Source organism: Mesorhizobium sp. M7D.F.Ca.US.004.03.1.1, from assembly GCF_003998635.1.
Classification (GTDB): domain Bacteria; phylum Pseudomonadota; class Alphaproteobacteria; order Rhizobiales; family Rhizobiaceae; genus Mesorhizobium; species Mesorhizobium loti.
Genome location: NZ_RZQG01000043.1, coordinates 1 through 16,304, shown reverse-complemented (window position 1 = coordinate 16,304; position 16,304 = coordinate 1). Strand labels below are relative to the sequence as shown.

The following is a 16,304-nucleotide window of genomic DNA, read 5'->3' as shown; positions in this document are numbered from 1 at the left end:
GTCGAACGGCGCGATCGCGCCGTTCGACAGCCCGAAGCAGCGGCGCCATCGCCACCGGCACCATGATGTCGTCGGTGAGCGCGTCCTTCAGCCAGGTGCCGGAAGCCTTGATCCACAACGTGTCGCCGGCCTTCAGCGAGGTGTTGCCGCCTGCCGCCTGGGTCAGATGCGGACTCTGCCCGATGCTGGCCGAAAGCGCCCGCAAGGCCGCCAGTTCCTGCGCGTCAGCTTGGGTCGCCATGGCGCTTTTCCTCCAACGGCTCGGCCGTGTCCTGCGCGAAATCCCGTTGCAGGGATCGAATTGGCGCTGATATCGCAGATACGAGTGATCTACGTCAACAGTGATCTACTATCATCAAAACACGCTTGCAATCCGCCTAATGTTGAGTAAGTTGCGCCAATTGCCATGGAAAAGGGCATCCGGGAGGAAGAGTTGAGCGACTCCGGCCGTCAGCGTCAGATCGTCGAATTGCTGCGGGATCGCCCGTTCGCCTCGGTGCGCGAGCTGCAGGAGCGGCTTGGCGTTTCAGCCGCCACGGTCAGGCGCGATATCGACAGGATCGATGAAGCCGGCGAAGCACGGAAGGTCTATGGCGGCATCTCGGCGCTCGACGGCGCCTCCCAGGCCGGTGTCGCCTATGCCAGGCCCTATGACGAGAACCGCGACCTTGCGGTCGAGGCCAAGCGGCAGATCGCCTCTCTCGCGGCGACCATGGTGCGCGACGGCGATGCGGTCATCGTGCATGGCGGTTCGACCTGCTTCCATCTCGGGGTCAAGCTCGCCGAGCGCAACATCCGGCTCTACACCAACTCGATGCCGCTGGCGGCCTATCTCAGCGACCACGGCCATTGCAGCCTGACGGTTGCCGGCGGCGACCTGCATCGCGAACCCGGCATCATCCATTCGCTCAGCCAAGCCGTGCCCTTCTACGCCTCGAAATTCTTTCTCGGCGCGCAAGGCCTTGGCCAGGAAGGTGTGCTGGAATCGCATCCGCTGCTGGTGCGCTCGATCGTCGACCTAAGCCTTTGCGCCGACCAGATCGTGGTGCTGGCCGACAGCCGCAAACTGTCGATCCATGCACGCAACGTCGCGCTGCCGCTTTCCCGCATCGGGACGCTGGTCACCGATGACGGCCTCTCCGACACCGATGCGCGCATGCTGGAAGATGCCGGCGTCATGGTGAGGATAGCCTCATCCTCGGGAGCCATCCAGTGAAGGTGGCAGTCCTCGATTTCGGCAAGACCAATTCGAAGCTGTTCGTCTTCGGTCAGGACGGGCGGATCATCGACGAGCGTCGCACGCAGCCGAAATGGGTGCGCCAGGGCGGCTTCAGCGTGCTCGACGAGGCATCGCTCCACGATTGGGCACTCGGTGCTGTAAACGCTGCGGTCGACAGCCACAGCGTTGAGGGGCTGATGGTGTCGGGCCATGGCTGCACCTTCGCCTTGATCGACGAGGCGGCGCTGACGCATCCGATCCTCGACTACGAGCAAGAGCCGCCGGCCGAGATTGCCGCACGGATCGATCGCCGCATTCCGGATTTTGCCGAGACGTTCTCGCCGCGACTGCCGCTCGGCTTCAACTACGGTCGCCACATGCTGTGGCTGCAGGAGGTCGATCCCGACGTATTCGCGGCATCGAGATCGATCCTCGGCTATCCGCAATACTGGAGCTGGCGCCTTGGCGGGCGGGCGGTTTCGGAAGTGTCCTATCTTGGCTGCCACTCGCATCTGTGGGCGCCGCGCAGCCAAGACTTTTCCTCACTGGTCGACGCGCAGGGCTGGCGGGACCGGATGCCTTCCTTCGAGCGCGCCGGCGCCGTGACCGGCGAACGGCGGCTTGGCGGTTCGGCACGGCCGATCGCCATCCACAACGGCGTCCATGACTCGAATGCGGCGCTGCATGCCTATCGCCGGCAGGAACTCGGCCCAGTCACCGTCGTTTCGACCGGCACCTGGGTCATCGTGCTCAATCCGGACTGCCCGCTCGACGCGCTCGACCAGGGCCGCGACATGCTGGTCAATGTCGATGTCGATGGCGGCCCGGTGCCGACCATCCGCTTCATGGGGGGACGCGAATTCGCTGTCATCAGCGACGGCTGGCAAGGCGTGATCGCCCCATCCTCGATCCAGCGGGTGATCGACGCCGGCATCATGGCGCTGCCGAGTTTCGCGCCGGGCGGGCCGATGTCCGGCCAGTCCGGCCGGCTGGTCGGGCGCACGCCCAATGCCGAGGAACGCGCGGCCGTGGCGCTGCTCTATGTCGCGCTGATGGTCGATCTGTCGCTCGACCTGATCCATTCGGACAACACCGTGATCGTCGATGGCGGGCTGAACACGGGCGGCCTGCTCGCCGGGCTGTTGGCGCAATTTCGTCCTGGCCAGGCTTTCCTGCAGGGCGCCACGCTGGAAGGCAGCGCCACGGGCGCCGCGGCGCTCGCCTTTGAGAGCGTCGGGCGCGAATTTGCCGCGGAAGTGCCGGAGCCGGTGCGTGCGTCGCGTTTCACCGGATTGGCCTTCTATCGTGATGACTGGCGTGCGCGGGCCATGGACCGTGGCATCACCGGTGCCGTGGCGGGAGGCGCGCGATGAGTGGGGCCGCCAAGGTCGAGACGACGCGCCAGCCGGTGCTGGAGATGCGGCACATCTCCAAGACGTTCGGCGCTATCCGCGCCTTGCAGGATGTCTCGCTCAGCGTCCATGCCGGCGAGCTGCACGCCTTGATGGGCGAAAACGGCGCCGGCAAGTCGACATTGATGAAGGTGCTTTCAGGCGCCTATCGGCCCGATCCCGGCGGCGAGATCCTGATCGACGGCATGCCCGCCGCGACCGGCGATCCGATCAAGGCGCGCGCCAGCGGCGTCGCGGTGATCTATCAGGAGCTGTCGCTGGCGCCCAATCTGACGGTGGCGCAGAACATTTTCCTCGGCAACGAGCCGCGGCGCTTCGGCATCGTCGACCGCGACCAGTGCACCCGGCGCGCCAGGGAGATCATCGCGCGTCTGGGCGTCTCCTTCTCGGCCCGCGATATGGTCTCCAGCCTGTCGCTTGGCGAGCGCCAGCTGGTCGAGATCGCCCGCGCGCTGTCGACCAATGCGCGCATTATCGTCATGGACGAGCCGACCACGTCGCTGACCTCGCGCGAGACCGACCGGCTGTTCGAGGTCATTGCGACGCTGAAATCGCAAGGCATCGCCATCATCTACATCAGCCATCGCATGGAAGAGATCTACCAGCTTGCCGATCGCGTCAGCGTGCTGCGCGACAGCGGCTATGTCGGTACGCTCGAGCGCGCCGAGCTCAGCGCCTCGCGCCTCGTCTCGATGATGGTCGGCCGCGATTTGTCCGCCTTCTACAAAAAGGACCATCGGCCGCCGGACGCAAAGCGCGCGGTGGCGCTCTCGGTGCGCGGCATGTCCGACGGCCGTCGGTTGAAAAACTGCTCGTTCGACCTGCACAAGGGCGAGGTGCTGGCGCTGGCGGGCCTGGTCGGCTCCGGCCGCACCGAGCTTGCGCGGCTGATCTTCGGCGCCGACAGTCGCACATCAGGGATGCTGGAACTCGACGGCAAGCCTGTAATCATCGGCTCGCCGCGCGAGGCGCTGGATGCCGGCATCGCCTATCTGACCGAGGACCGCAAGGAACTCGGGCTGTTCCTCGACATGTCGATTTCCGACAACATCAGCATGGGCGTGCTGGCGAGGGATTCCCGCGCCGGCGGCTTGCGTGACTTCGCGGCCGCCGAAGGGCGCGCGTCCAAGGCTGTTGCCGATCTCTCCATCCGCACCAGTTCGGTGCAGGCCAATGCCGGTTCGCTGTCGGGCGGCAACCAGCAGAAGGTGCTGCTCGCCCGCCTGCTCGAGACCGAGCCGAAGGTCGTCATTCTCGACGAGCCGACGCGCGGCGTCGATGTCGGGGCGAAGTCGGAAATCTACCGGCTGATCGACAATCTCGCCAAGCAAGGCATCGCCATCCTGATGATCTCCAGCGAACTGCCGGAGGTGATCGGCGTCGCCGACCGCGTGCTGGTGATGCGCGACGGCACGATATCGGGCGAGGTGACGGCATCCGAAGGCCAGCCGCTCAGCCAGGAGAAAATCATGGAACTTGCAACGGGAGCGGCTCAGCAATGACCGACAAGGCGACCGAGATCAGCGCAGGCGGCCAAGCCACCGGCACGAGCCGGCGGTTGCGCACCGCCTTTGCCGCCCTTGGCATGCTGCCGGTCCTGATCCTGCTGGCGGCCGGCTTCCAGTTCATGAACCCGCGCTTCCTGACCGAGACCAATCTGCTGATCGTCACCCAGCAGTCGTCGATCAACATCGTGCTGGCGGCCGGCATGACCTTCGTCATCCTGACCGGCGGCATCGACCTGTCCGTCGGCGCCATCCTTGCCGCATCGGCGATGGTGGCGGTGATGGTGTCGCTGGTGCCGGACTGGGGCCTGCTCGGCGTGCCGGCGGCCATTCTGGGCGGCCTCGGCTTCGGCCTCATCAACGGGCTGCTCATCGCCTACATCAAGCGGCCGCCCTTCATCGTCACGCTGGGTTCGCTGACCGCGGTGCGCGGCGTCGCCCGCCTGCTCGGCCAGGACACGACGGTGTTCAATTCGGACCTGCCGTTCGATTTCATCGGCAACGGTTCGCTGTTTGGCATCCCATGGCTGGTGATCATCGCGCTGTCGGTCGTCGTGCTGTCCTGGCTGGTGCTCAAGCGCACCGTGCTCGGCACCTGGATCTATGCTGTCGGCGGCAATGCCGAGGCCGCCCGACTGACCGGCATCAAGGTGCCGCTGGTGCTGCTCTTCGTCTATGGCGTTTCCGGCATGCTGGCCGGCCTTGGTGGTGCCATGTCGGCGGCCCGGCTCTACGCCGCCAACGGCCTGCAGCTGGGGCAGTCCTACGAGCTCGACGCCATTGCCGCGGTCATTCTCGGCGGCACCAGCTTCGTCGGCGGCGTCGGCTCGATCTGGGGCACGCTGATCGGCGGCCTGATCATCGCGGTGCTCTCCAACGGGCTCATCTTGGCCGGTGTCTCGGACATCTGGCAGTACATCATCAAGGGATTGGTCATCATCGTGGCGGTCGCCCTCGACCGCTACAGGCTCCAGGCAGGAGCAAGAACGTGATTGACCTTAGTCGCCGGCGTAAACGACCGGTTTGTGTAACGCACCGTGAGAGGCGCGGGGCAATCGGAGGAAAGCAATGAAGACCATCGCCAAACTGCTCTGCGGCGCCGCACTCGCGTCGCTCGCCATCGCGCCTGCTTCAGCAAAGGACCTCAACAAGGTCGGCATCTCGGTCGGCCTGCTCGGCAACCCCTTCTTTGTCGCCACCATCAAGGGCATCGAGGACGCGGCCAAGAAGATCAACCCGAAGGTCGAGGTGACGTCAGTGTCGGCCGACTATGACCTCAACAAGCAGGTCTCGCAGGTTGATTCGTTCATCGCTGCCGGCGTCGACGTGATCATGCTCAATGCCGTCGACGCCAAAGCGATCGCACCGGCGGTGAAGAAGGCGCAAGCCGCGGGCATCGTCGTTGCTGCCTTCGACGTTTCAGCGCCGGGCGCCGACGTCACGGTGATGACTAACAACGTCAAGGCAGGCGAAGAGGCCTGCCAGTATCTGGTCGACCACACCGGCGGCAAGGGTGACTACGTCATCCTCAACGGCCCGGCATCGTCGTCGATCCTGGAGCGGGTGAAGGGCTGCAAGAACGTGCTGGCACAGCATCCGGACATCAAGATCCTCTCCGACGACCAGAATGCCGAAGGTTCGCGCGACGGCGGCCTGAAGGTGTTCCAGTCGCTGCTCACCCGCTTCGACAAGATCGACGCGGTGTTCGCCATCAATGATCCGACGGCGATCGGCGCCCAGCTCGCCGCCAAGCAGCTCAACCGCGCGGAGTTCATCTTCACCGCCGTCGACGGCGCGCCGGATATCGAGAAGGAACTCTCCTCCGGCACCTCGATGATCAAGGCTTCGGCGTCGCAGGATCCTTATGTGATGGCCGGCCAGTCGCTGACGATGGCGGCTGAATTGCTGGCTGGCAAGAAGCCGGCGGAGCCGACCGTGCTGCTCGACCCGAAGCTGATCACGGCCGAGAACCTGAAGGACTACAAGGGCTGGACCGCGGCCCGCTAAACGTCCCTCAGCAGCGTGCGGCCGGGATCACCGGCCGCACGTCTTGTCCAAGCATCGGCTCGCTTATGGGTCCGATGCGCAGAAGCCGGAGACGATGATGTCGCGCATTGGAATCCATTCTTTCGTCTGGTCGGCGAGCTCGGCGCAGGCCGATCTCGAGCGGACGTTGGCCAACACCAAAGAGGCCGGCTTCGACCTCATCGAATTCTCTTATCTCGACCCGGCCGATGTCGACATCAGTGGGCTCGCCAGGCGCATCGCCGATCTCGGCCTCGGCGTCGCGATCAGCATCGGATTGCCTGGTGATGGCGACATTTCGAGCGCCGACAAAGCGATTGCCGCGCGCGGCGTCGAGATACTCAACGACACCATCGCGCTGACGCGCGACCTGGGCGGCCAGAAGATTGGCGGCATTCTCTCGACCAGCCACGGACTGCAGACGCTGGCGCCGACGCGCGATCAATGGCAGCGCAGCGCCGGCACGCTGGCCAAGGTCGCCGAGACGGCCAAGGCGGCCGGCGTCACGCTTAACCTCGAGATCGTCAACCGCTTCGAAAGCAACCTGCTCAACACCGCCGCGCAAGGGCTGGCCTTCATCGAAGATACCGGCTCGGACAACATCTTCCTGCATCTCGACACCTTCCACATGAATATCGAGGAGGCCGAGGTCGGGCTGGCCATCCGCCATGCCGCAAACAAGATCGGCTATGTCCATATCGGCGAGAGCCATCGCGGTTTCCTCGGCACCGGCAATATCGACTTCGCCGCGATCTTCGATGCGCTGACGGCAATCGGCTACAGCGACGACCTCAGCTTCGAATCCTTCTCGTCGGAGATTGTCGATGAGAACCTGTCTAAGAAAACCGCCATCTGGCGCAATCTATGGACAGACAATGTGGCGCTCGCCAAACACGCGCGCGCCTTCATCGGGCTCGGGCTGGAGACGGCGCTGCGCAAGGCCGAGCTTGTTTCGGCACAACACAAACCCTGAACCCGCCCGTCGAACTGGAGACGCAAGCGATGGTCGCACGGCGTCGGCATTGCCCACGGCAGGGGCATCGGCTATCTGACCGTCCAGGCACATAACGCCGGCACAACGACCAGACGGAGCCCAGGACATGACACGCAACACGATCCTCAAATTCGGCGCCGTCGAAAACGCGGAAGCCGGCGATCTGGCCGGCTGGGTCGTGGTCGAGGGCAAGCCGACCATGAAAACCGCCGTCCAGCACACGACCGAGGACGGCAAGGTGCTGTCGGGCACCTGGCAGGCGACGCCCGGCACGTATCACGCGACCTACACCGACTATGAGTTCGTGCACATGATCGCCGGCCGCATCATCATCACGCCGGACGGCGGCGCCCCGGTCGAAGTCGGCCCCGGCGACGCCTTCGTGGTGGAAGCCGATTTCAAGGGAACCTGGAAGATCATCGAGCCGGTGACGAAGCATTTTGTCGTTAGGGTTGGCTGAACGGGCTGATCGCGTGGGCCGCTGTCGGTCGGCGCCCATGGCGGGTCTTTGGCGCGATGGTTGCCTTTCCAGCGGCCATGATGCCAGGCCGATCAGGCGGCCTAAACGCCGCATTGACCTGGTTGGGCTTCGGCAGTCTTCTTAGGATCCCCCCTGGCGTTCATGGCTGATCGAGGAGACGACAGATGCATCGACGTGGTTTTCTGGCGGCAGGTCTTGCCACGGTTCTCGTGAGCCCCCGCGCCATCGCCCAGATGAAGATGGACGACATGCCCGGCATGGATATGGGCCACGACATGGGGGCGGCGCCAAAAAGCGCAGCCATGCTGCCTGAGGGCGAGGCATTGCGCGAGTTGCCGCTGCTGGCCAGTGAAACCGGCACTGCCGGGCTGTTCAAGGCTAAGCTCACGGCCCAGTCCGCCACGGTGCGTTTTGCGGAAGGGCTGGACACGCCGATCCTCGGCTACAACGGCACCAGCCCCGGGCCGCTGATCGAGGCCGTCGAAGGCGACCGCATCGAGATCACCTTCGCCAACCGGATTGCGGGCGAGGCAAGCACCATCCATTGGCACGGCATGCCGGTGCCGGCCGACCAGGACGGCAATCCGATGGATCCGGTCGCGGCAGGCACCGATCGCACCTACAGCTTCGACCTGCCGGAAGGCAGCGCCGGTTCCTACTGGTATCACCCGCATCCGCACGGCAAGACGGCCGAGCAGGTCTATCGCGGCCTTGCCGGCGCGTTCGTGGTCAAGCCGAAGGCCGATCCGATCCCGGCCGCCTATGGCGACACCGTGCTGATGTTCACCGACCTACGCCTCGCGGCCGATGGCACCTTGCCCGACAACACGATGACGGACCTGATGAACGGGCGCGTCGGCGACCATGTGCTGGTCAACGGACAGAAGAATCCCACGCTGACGGTCCGCTTTGGCACGAAGCGGCGTTTCCGGTTCTACAATGCGACCAACGCACGCTTTTTGCGGCTCTCCTTCGATGGCGCGCCGATGACGATCATCGGAACGGATGGCGGTCTGCTGGAGACGCCAGTCGCGGTCGACGACATCCTGCTCAGCCCGGCGGAACGGCTTGAACTGATTGTCTCCTTCGACAGGCCTGGCGCGGCCATGCTTACCACGCTCGACTATGACCGCGGCTGGATGGGCCCTGGGCGGCCTGCCGATGCTGGACTGACGCTGCTGACGGTCAATGTCTCGCAGACTCAGGCGGACCCCGTTCCGCCATTGCCCGACCGGCTGCGGCCGATCGTGCAACTCGGCGCTCCTGCCGTCAGCCGCCGCTTCGTCTTTACCGAAACCATGACCATGAACGCCAGCGGCATGGAGATGGGGTTCCTGATCAACGGCGCTGCTTTCGACATGAAGCGCACCGACGTCGTCGCCAAGGCTGGACAGGTCGAACTCTGGGAGATCGTCAACAAGGCGGACATGGATCATCCATTCCATGTGCATGGAACGCAGTTCCAGGTGGTCGAGCACGAACGCGGCGGCAAGATATCGAAGCCGGCCTATCGCGCCTGGAAAGATACCGTCAATGTCGCGCGCGGAGAGACGGTGCGGCTGCTGTTGCGGCAGGACCGGCCGGGGCCGAGGATGTATCACTGCCACATCCTCGAGCACGAGCAGCTCGGTATGATGGGCATTGTCGACGTGCAGGCCTAGTCCGGCGTGACGGCACTCTATGGCGCGCTGTTCATCAGCGCGTTCTTCGCCGCAACCGTGCTGCCGATCTCGTCGGAGGCGGTGCTCGCTGGCCTGATCGTCTCGGGCCGCGGTGATCCTTGGCTGCTCCTTGCGGTCGCCACGATCGGCAACACGCTCGGCTCCGTGGTGAACTGGATTCTGGGGCGTGGCATTGACACGCTGCGGACCAGACGCTGGTTTCCTGTAAGTCCTGAGCGCTATGAGCAGGCAAGCCGGACGTTCCGACGCTTTGGCGAATGGACGCTGCTGTTTGCCTGGCTGCCGGTGGTCGGAGATGCTTTCACCATTGCGGCTGGCGCGGCACGTGTGAACCTTGGCGTGTTCGTTGCTCTTGTCGCAATAGGCAAGGCCGCGCGCTATACGGTGATCGTCGCGGGAGGATTGTGGGCGATGGCGTGAGCAGCCGTCTCATCGTCGACCGCAAGCGGCATTTTCTATTCCCGCGAGTCGATGTTCGACCGGCTGAAGAACATGCTTCGCATGACACCATCGCGCAACAGCACGAAATGCACCAGGGCGGCCAGGATGTGAACAGCGGTAAGTCCAAGCAATACCCAGACCAGCTTTGCATGGATGAGCGCGAACCCCCTTGCCGACAGCGTGCCAACGGATGGCGCCAACGGCACAGGCAAGTTTCCGAAAAGCCGTGCGGGAGGCATGAAAGGCATTGGCCGGTAGCCCAGCCATCCCGTTATCAGGACGGCGAGGATCGCAACGTAGAGAAACATGTGGAAGAAAACCGTCGCAAACCGCATGAACCGTGGGGTTTGCCTGACAGGGGCCCGGGTGAAGATGCGCCAGCAAAGCCTGAGGACGATGACAGCAAGGATCGTCACGCCGACCGACATGTGAAACGGAAGCCAGTTCATTGTCGCCATGCCCGGCCTGTCCATCGGTCCGAAGGCAATGGCGATTTGCGCAGCGAGCGCGACCACGGTCAGCCAATGCAGCAGACGAATGCCGAAATGCCAGCGCAGGCGAGGATTCTCTTTCACATCCGAGGCCCGGCTGTTGTCAAATGCGCGAACGAGGGCGTGATGGTTCATCCACTCCAACGGGCCCAGTTTCGCAAAAAGTATGGCGGCTCGCTAAGCCTTTGAAATGCATGGTGATCCCGACAGGAATCGAACCTGTGACCTACAGATTAGGAATTTGACAGACGGCCTTTCCTGTTGTTGCCCGTTGCACGTCGCAGTACGATCTGACTTCCCATAATTGCTTGAGGTGGTTGCTTTTTTCGTGCTGTGCGGCTATCGTAGCGTAGAGATACCAACAGATCGAATGCATCGTAATCGCCGTATTAATGCCGTACTAATCGCAATGACAGACCTTCGTCTCTCCCTCACCGACCGCGCCGTCGCGAACCTTCAGGCCGCGACTTCAGGGCAATATTTTGCCCGCGATACCGACCTGCCGGGGTTCATGGTTCTTGTTGGCAAACGGCGAAAAACATTCGTCGTCCAGGGTGAGCGGAGGAAGGCGGGAAAGCGCCTTTCCGTCCGCATGAAGGTTGCTGAAGTTGGAGAGCTCACGACACGAGCGGCGCGGGCGAAGGCAAAGGACATTCTCGGGAAGATCGCCAACGGCGTGGATCCCCGCCCATCGAGGCAAAAGCCGGAGGCTGATGCCGCCGCCGTGGATTTGCCGTCGATAGGGAACCCCACTCTGCGCATTGCCTGGGAGCGCTACCGTGACGGGCACATGAATAAGAAGGGCAGGAGCGAAGGGACGATCAACAACTACCGCGATCATGTCGAGCGGCTGTTGGCTGACTGGCTTGACGAACCTCTGTCCAAGTTCGGCAATGATCCTGCCTTGGTAACGGCGCGGCACGAGAAACTGACCAAGGAAAACGGCGCCTACATCGCCAATGGCTGCATGCGAACGCTGCGGGCTGTTTACAACCATGCTCGCAAAGCCGCCCGCTCGTTGCCTGCGGACAACCCGGTATCAGCCATCGACTGGAATGCCGAGCATCGGCGCAACTCCGCGCTTGGCCTGTCGGATCTGGAAGGATGGTTCAATCAGCTTGCGGCCTTGAAGAACCCCGTTCGGCGGGAGTTCCATCTGTTCATGCTGCTTTCAGGCCATCGTCCTGAGGCAATCAGGAAGGCACGGGTAGAGCATGTTAATTTTCGCGCCCGTCTCCTGCACATACCCAGGCCTAAGGGCGGTGAGATCAAGGCTTTCGACATACCGCTGTCGAACGCGATGATCCGCTGTCTGGTCCGAGTGATGCGCATTGGTCGGGCCCTCTATGCAGATCAATCGCGTGACTGGCTCTTCCCGGCCGACAGTGGAAGCGGTCACATGGTCGAGCACAAGGAGAAGCGCGACGATCTGTCGAAATGGGGCAATGACCTGCGGCAGACTTTCCGCACAATCGCGCAGGCCGCAGGCGTTGCGGAGCTGGATGTTCACCTTTTGATGAATCACTCGATCCCGGGTGTCAACGCAGGCTACATCACGCGGAACAAGCTGCTGAGCGACCACCTGCGCCAGCAGCAGGAGGCCGTCTCACGACGGATGCTTGAGGCCGGGCGTTCACGGCAAAACGATTCGCAGCGCCGCACTTCTGCCTGGCCCAAGCTCCCGGCGAGGCGCATCCTAGATGGGTTGACGAGCGGCAAGAACTAGTGGCTGCATGGTCGCCTGCGCCTCAAGTAGGACCTAGAGATCAACTGCCTGTTCTGAAAGCCCACGTTGCAGGCGACCGCTCTGGAGGTCGCGGTCGCGCCACAAGCAATCATTTTGATCCTTGCGATTGAATGGCTCCTTTGGCTTGACTGGCGGTTGGTGGCAGTGGCCTTCTCCCGACTGTTTTGCCGCGCATGGTGTGCCTGCGCATCCGCAGGATCTGGCCCGGCACGTCGCATCAACATGCGCCAAGAGACCGCCGGCGGCCTCTACGCCTGGGAGTTCGAAAAGGATGGACAGGCGCTGCGTGTCCGTGTGGACGGTCAACTTACCTTCAACAACACCTACGCCATGATCGACGCCGCGCTGAACGGCTATGGCATCGCCTATGTGCCCGAGAACATCGTGGAGCGGCAGATCGCGTCGGGCCTGCTAGTTCAGGTTCTAGATGATTGGTCGCTCTTCTTCGGCGGCTATTTTCTCTACTATCCAAGCCGCCGGCAGAATCTTCCCGCATTAAAGGTCATTATCGAAGCGCTACGCCAACGGGATTGAAGCGAGAGGAGCTTAACCCGGCGGTGTCTTACGGCGGGAGGGCTCTAGAGGCCAATAGACTAGACTAGACTAGACTAGACTAGACTAGACTAGACTAGACTAGACTAGACTAGACTAGACATAGTTGTCATCGTCACCGGTGTGGCGCGCATGGGATTCGAACAGGCTTAGACTTAATGGCCGCTATCAAGGAGTGGCCGGGGTTCCTAGAAGCTTTCGAATTCTGGGTCGCGCCTCTGGCGCGTGCGTCCTAGGTCGTGAACGTCAGCACGAGCCCTACGCCGGAGGCTACTTAACGGTGACGGCGAGCTTGCCTGTGTCCTATCTCAGTCCGTCTTCTTCTGGTCCGACTACTCGCCCGGCTCGAACTCACCTTTGAACAAGATTGTTTCCACGGGTCCAAGCGGATTAGCGATCCGCCTCTCGAGTACTTCGACGAGTGTACGCCCGACCCCTGCCATGTCGACAGAATGAACGCCAATTTTGGCGGGTAGGAAGCGTGCCAGCCGCGTGCTGTCACGAGTGACAATGTGGACGTCCTTGCCCGGCGCAAGTCCTCTTTTGCCAAGAACGTGTAACGCCCCTAGAAGTCCCAGCTCGTTGGCGCACGCCAGGCCAGTCGGCGGGTCTGGCGACACCAGTAAACGATCGAACCAGGCGGCGCTCGATTCCATGGTGAACATGCCGTGGCCGATCAGCGACTGGTCGATCGGAATACCAGCCTCGGCCATTGCCCGTTCGTACCCAGAAAGACGCATGGCACTCGCCTGGTCCCCCGGAACGAGAAGTTGCAGCGCAATGCGTCGACAGCCCTTGTCCATGAGCTGTCGGGTCGCCTCGTAGGCAATCTGCTCGTTGTCGATATCGACATAAGGATAGGCGACGTCCAGGTCGGTTCTTCCGAACGCGACAAATGGCATGCCTTGATCCAGCAGCAGCTTGACGCGCGGATCGCTTGACACCATGCGCGTAATGATCAGTCCATCAGTGCTGCGCGCCTGAAGCTGCCGCTGCACACTCTCAACGGGATCGTCGTCGGGAGTCGTGGAATAGATGGACATACTATAACCCGCTTGCCGCGCCGCCAGCGTCATGCCTTCGATCAAGGGGATCTTCAACAGATCGGACAGATGGTCTTGTGTCTCCATCGGGTATATTGCCGTCATCGTCAGCGTGCGGCCAGTTTTGAGCGCGAAGCCATGATGATTTGGCACATAGCCGACCCGCTTCGCCACCTCCTTGACGCGAGCGATGGTCGAGGGATGAACTTCCGGCCCATCCTTCAGTGCGCGGGATACCGTGGTAACCGAGAGGGACAGTTCCGCCGCGATCTGTTTTAGATTGGCCATTCTGTCCTGACTTTTGTCTGCGAAAAGCGTCGGCTGAAATTTGCTGGAGCGTTCGTGACGTTACCGGATTCGATGTCCCGGTCAATTCAAACTCCTTCACGCAAGCATCTTGACTCTAGTTTCGATTAAGTGCAATCGTAACGTTACGATTAGAAATAAATGGCTCTTTTGAGCGCCATTTAAAGGGAGGAGAACCTATGTCCTGGCTACGCATTTCCTTAACAGCATTCGCAATCTCGGCTGCCTTGCCTGTCCATGCCCAGACGGTCACCATCACGACCGCTGGCGGCGACTATGGTAACGCCATTAAGGAAGCCATGTGGGCCCCCGCTGCAAAGGAGCTTGGCTATGATGTCCGCGAGGAGACCCTAAGCGACGGCCTGGCCGCCCTGAAGATGCAGGTCACCTCGGGTGCGGTCACCACCGACGTCATTCACCTCGGCTCACCGGAGGGCGCGCAGGCCGCCGCACAGTCGCTGCTGGAGCCGCTCGACTACAAGATCATCGATCCCAACTCCGTGCCGGCCGGTGCAAAGTCCGACTACTGCTATCCGTTCGACTCCTATGGCACCGTCTTGTCGTGGAACACCAAGACCTATGGCGAGAACCCGCCGAAGACCTGGGCGGAGTTCTGGGATGTCGCCAAATTCCCGGGCCGTCGCGCGCTGCGCGCCAATGCGCAGGACTCGATCGAGATCGCGCTGCTCTCAGATGGCGTGGCGCCGGCGGATATCTATTCCGTGCTTAGCACGCCGGAGGGTCTGGATCGCGCCATCAAGCGGCTTGAAGCGATCAAACCAAATGTCGCCGTGTGGTGGACCTCGGGCGCTCAGTCGGCGCAGGTGCTGAAAGACGGTGAGGCGGATCTGGTCATCACCTGGAACGGACGGGCAGAGACTGTGAAAAAAGATGGCGGCGCCGCCGACTACACGTTCAAGGGTTCCGTGATTGGCACCGACTGTCTCGGAGTACCGAAGGGGGCGCCGAACAAGGAAGCGGCCATGAAGCTGATAGCAGCGATGACACAGCCCGCGCGCGTGGCGAAGCTGACCGATTTCATCGCCTATGGCCCTGTAAATCCTGCCGGCTATAAGGGTGGCCTTATTCCCGAGGACCGTCTGAAGACCCTTGCGACCGCGCCTGAAAATGCCGGCACTTCAGTGTTTTCGAATGCGGATTGGTGGGTCAAGAACGGCGAGGCCGCCCAAAAAGCCTTCGATGAGATGATGGCCCGCTGAGTCTCAGCTTTAAGGCTGAAGAACATGATGAAGTCGCTCCCGATCACCATCGACAGCGTGCGCAAGACCTACGGATCTTACGTCGCGCTGGACGATGTCTCGCTCGACATTCAGGCTGGCGAATTCCTCACGCTCTTGGGGCCGTCCGGATCGGGCAAGACCACGCTGCTCATGGCTTTGGCCGGTTTTGTCCGGCCCGATTCCGGCAAACTTTTGTTGGACGATCGGGACATCACCCGCCTGGCCCCCAACAAGCGCGACATCGGCATAGTGTTCCAGAACTATGCACTGTTTCCCCACATGAACGTTCTGGCAAATGTCGAGTATCCGCTGGTGCTGCGCAAGGTGCCGAAAGCCGAGGCCCGCCAGCGGGCGCTTGACGCCCTAGCCCGCGTGAAGCTGGACGGTCTGGCGGAGCGCGACATTGCCGCATTGTCCGGCGGCCAGCGCCAGCGGGTAGCGTTGGCGCGGGCGATCGTCTTCGAGCCACGCGTGATGCTGATGGACGAGCCGCTGTCGGCGCTCGACAAGAATCTGCGCGAAACCATGCAGTACGAGATCCGGCGTCTGCACGACGATCTGGGGATCACCACCATCTATGTGACGCATGACCAGCGCGAAGCGCTGATCATGTCAGATCGGATTGCGGTGATGAACTCCGGCCGCATTCAGCAGATCGACACGCCACAGCAGATCTATGATCGTCCATCGAGCCGCTTCGTCGCGGAGTTCATGGGCGAGGCCAACATTGTGGCCCCAGGCGCGGTGCTTAGAATAGACGGCGCCGATTCATCACGCGAAGCTCTGATGATCCGCGCGGAAAGCTTCCATCTTGATGCGAAGCTCGTCGGGCGAGACGGGGTGGCGCTTGAGGGAATGCTGCGCGCCAAGGCGTTTCGCGGCGAGAACTGGCTTTTGACGCTGGCGCTTGACGGCGGGCAAGAGATCCTTGTCTGCATTCCGGCGGCGCTGGCCAGTGGCTGCGCCGAACTTGCCACCGGTCAGCGGGTGACCGCCTATGCACCAGCAGCGAAAGTTCACGCGATACCGGGAGCGGTAGTGTGACCGTCCTTGCCGATCCTGTACTCGCGGCAGACGCTCGACGCGAGCGGCGGTTCTTCCTCTCGCTGTCACTGCCTGCGCTTTTCATCGTCGGACTGGCGGCGATACTGCCCATCGTTTGGAT

The 16,304-nt window shown here is 62.4% G+C and carries 14 protein-coding genes and 2 pseudogenes; 13 read left to right on the top strand and 3 right to left on the bottom strand.

What is annotated here, in order from left to right; genetic code table 11:
* Window positions 1-241: pseudogene (locus EN935_RS05020) on the bottom strand (class II aldolase); the annotation flags it as partial.
* Window positions 242-433: 192 nt separating this feature from the next.
* Between EN935_RS05020 and EN935_RS05015 the strand changes: the two are divergent.
* The 9 genes from EN935_RS05015 to EN935_RS04975 all read left to right on the top strand — a co-directional run bounded on the left by EN935_RS05015 (window position 434) and on the right by EN935_RS04975 (window position 9,738).
* On the top strand, window positions 434-1,216 hold the full coding sequence (locus tag EN935_RS05015; RefSeq protein WP_109671657.1) for a DeoR/GlpR family DNA-binding transcription regulator: 783 nt from the start codon (window positions 434-436) through the stop codon (window positions 1,214-1,216).
* Window positions 1,213-2,592, top strand: a complete 1,380-nt coding sequence (locus EN935_RS05010) for an FGGY-family carbohydrate kinase (RefSeq protein WP_127263679.1) — start codon at window positions 1,213-1,215, stop codon at window positions 2,590-2,592. Before EN935_RS05015 ends, EN935_RS05010 begins: the two co-directional genes overlap by 4 nt.
* Window positions 2,589-4,133, top strand: a complete 1,545-nt coding sequence (locus EN935_RS05005; protein WP_127373192.1) for a sugar ABC transporter ATP-binding protein — start codon at window positions 2,589-2,591, stop codon at window positions 4,131-4,133. The genes EN935_RS05010 and EN935_RS05005 overlap by 4 nt, the downstream gene beginning before the upstream one ends.
* The gene (locus tag EN935_RS05000; RefSeq protein WP_127373191.1) at window positions 4,130-5,128 is read left to right on the top strand and encodes a ribose ABC transporter permease; all 999 of its coding nucleotides are present in this window, start codon (window positions 4,130-4,132) and stop codon (window positions 5,126-5,128) included. Before EN935_RS05005 ends, EN935_RS05000 begins: the two co-directional genes overlap by 4 nt.
* Before the next feature lie 76 nt (window positions 5,129-5,204).
* Window positions 5,205-6,143: an ABC transporter substrate-binding protein gene (locus tag EN935_RS04995; RefSeq protein WP_126070759.1), complete on the top strand. Its 939-nt coding sequence runs from the start codon at window positions 5,205-5,207 to the stop codon at window positions 6,141-6,143.
* Window positions 6,144-6,240: 97 nt separating this feature from the next.
* On the top strand, window positions 6,241-7,134 hold the full coding sequence (locus EN935_RS04990; RefSeq protein ID WP_126070758.1) for a sugar phosphate isomerase/epimerase: 894 nt from the start codon (window positions 6,241-6,243) through the stop codon (window positions 7,132-7,134).
* Between the two features lie 127 nt (window positions 7,135-7,261).
* Window positions 7,262-7,615 carry a cupin domain-containing protein gene (locus EN935_RS04985; protein WP_109671588.1) on the top strand — a complete coding sequence of 118 codons (354 nt, stop codon included), beginning with the start codon at window positions 7,262-7,264 and terminating at the stop codon, window positions 7,613-7,615.
* A 185-nt stretch (window positions 7,616-7,800) separates the two neighbouring features.
* On the top strand, window positions 7,801-9,297 hold the full coding sequence (locus EN935_RS04980; RefSeq protein ID WP_109671589.1) for a multicopper oxidase family protein: 1,497 nt from the start codon (window positions 7,801-7,803) through the stop codon (window positions 9,295-9,297).
* 6 nt (window positions 9,298-9,303) lie between these two features.
* Window positions 9,304-9,738, top strand: a complete 435-nt coding sequence (locus tag EN935_RS04975) for a YqaA family protein (RefSeq protein ID WP_127263675.1) — start codon at window positions 9,304-9,306, stop codon at window positions 9,736-9,738.
* 35 nt (window positions 9,739-9,773) lie between these two features.
* Here the strand turns inward: EN935_RS04975 and EN935_RS04970 are convergent, their stop codons facing one another.
* A complete protein-coding gene (locus EN935_RS04970) occupies window positions 9,774-10,385 on the bottom strand; it encodes a cytochrome b (RefSeq protein WP_245468788.1) in 612 nt (203 codons plus the stop codon).
* A gap of 178 nt (window positions 10,386-10,563) precedes the next feature.
* On the opposite strand from EN935_RS04970, the gene EN935_RS04965 reads away from it, so the two are divergent.
* Complete coding sequence (locus tag EN935_RS04965; protein WP_245488860.1) at window positions 10,564-11,976, top strand: integrase family protein; 1,413 nt, start codon at window positions 10,564-10,566, stop codon at window positions 11,974-11,976.
* A gap of 147 nt (window positions 11,977-12,123) precedes the next feature.
* Window positions 12,124-12,531 (top strand): annotated as a pseudogene (locus EN935_RS04960) (LysR substrate-binding domain-containing protein); the annotation flags it as partial.
* Window positions 12,532-12,881: 350 nt separating this feature from the next.
* Here EN935_RS04960 and EN935_RS04955 read toward each other — a convergent pair.
* A complete protein-coding gene (locus EN935_RS04955; RefSeq protein WP_127263673.1) occupies window positions 12,882-13,880 on the bottom strand; it encodes a LacI family DNA-binding transcriptional regulator in 999 nt (332 codons plus the stop codon).
* A gap of 197 nt (window positions 13,881-14,077) precedes the next feature.
* Between EN935_RS04955 and EN935_RS04950 the strand changes: the two genes are divergently transcribed.
* Both EN935_RS04950 and EN935_RS04945 read left to right on the top strand, forming a co-directional pair.
* Window positions 14,078-15,118, top strand: a complete 1,041-nt coding sequence (locus EN935_RS04950) for an ABC transporter substrate-binding protein (RefSeq protein WP_127263671.1) — start codon at window positions 14,078-14,080, stop codon at window positions 15,116-15,118.
* A 27-nt stretch (window positions 15,119-15,145) separates the two neighbouring features.
* On the top strand, window positions 15,146-16,183 hold the full coding sequence (locus EN935_RS04945; protein ID WP_127263681.1) for an ABC transporter ATP-binding protein: 1,038 nt from the start codon (window positions 15,146-15,148) through the stop codon (window positions 16,181-16,183).
* Window positions 16,184-16,304 lie beyond the last annotated feature (121 nt).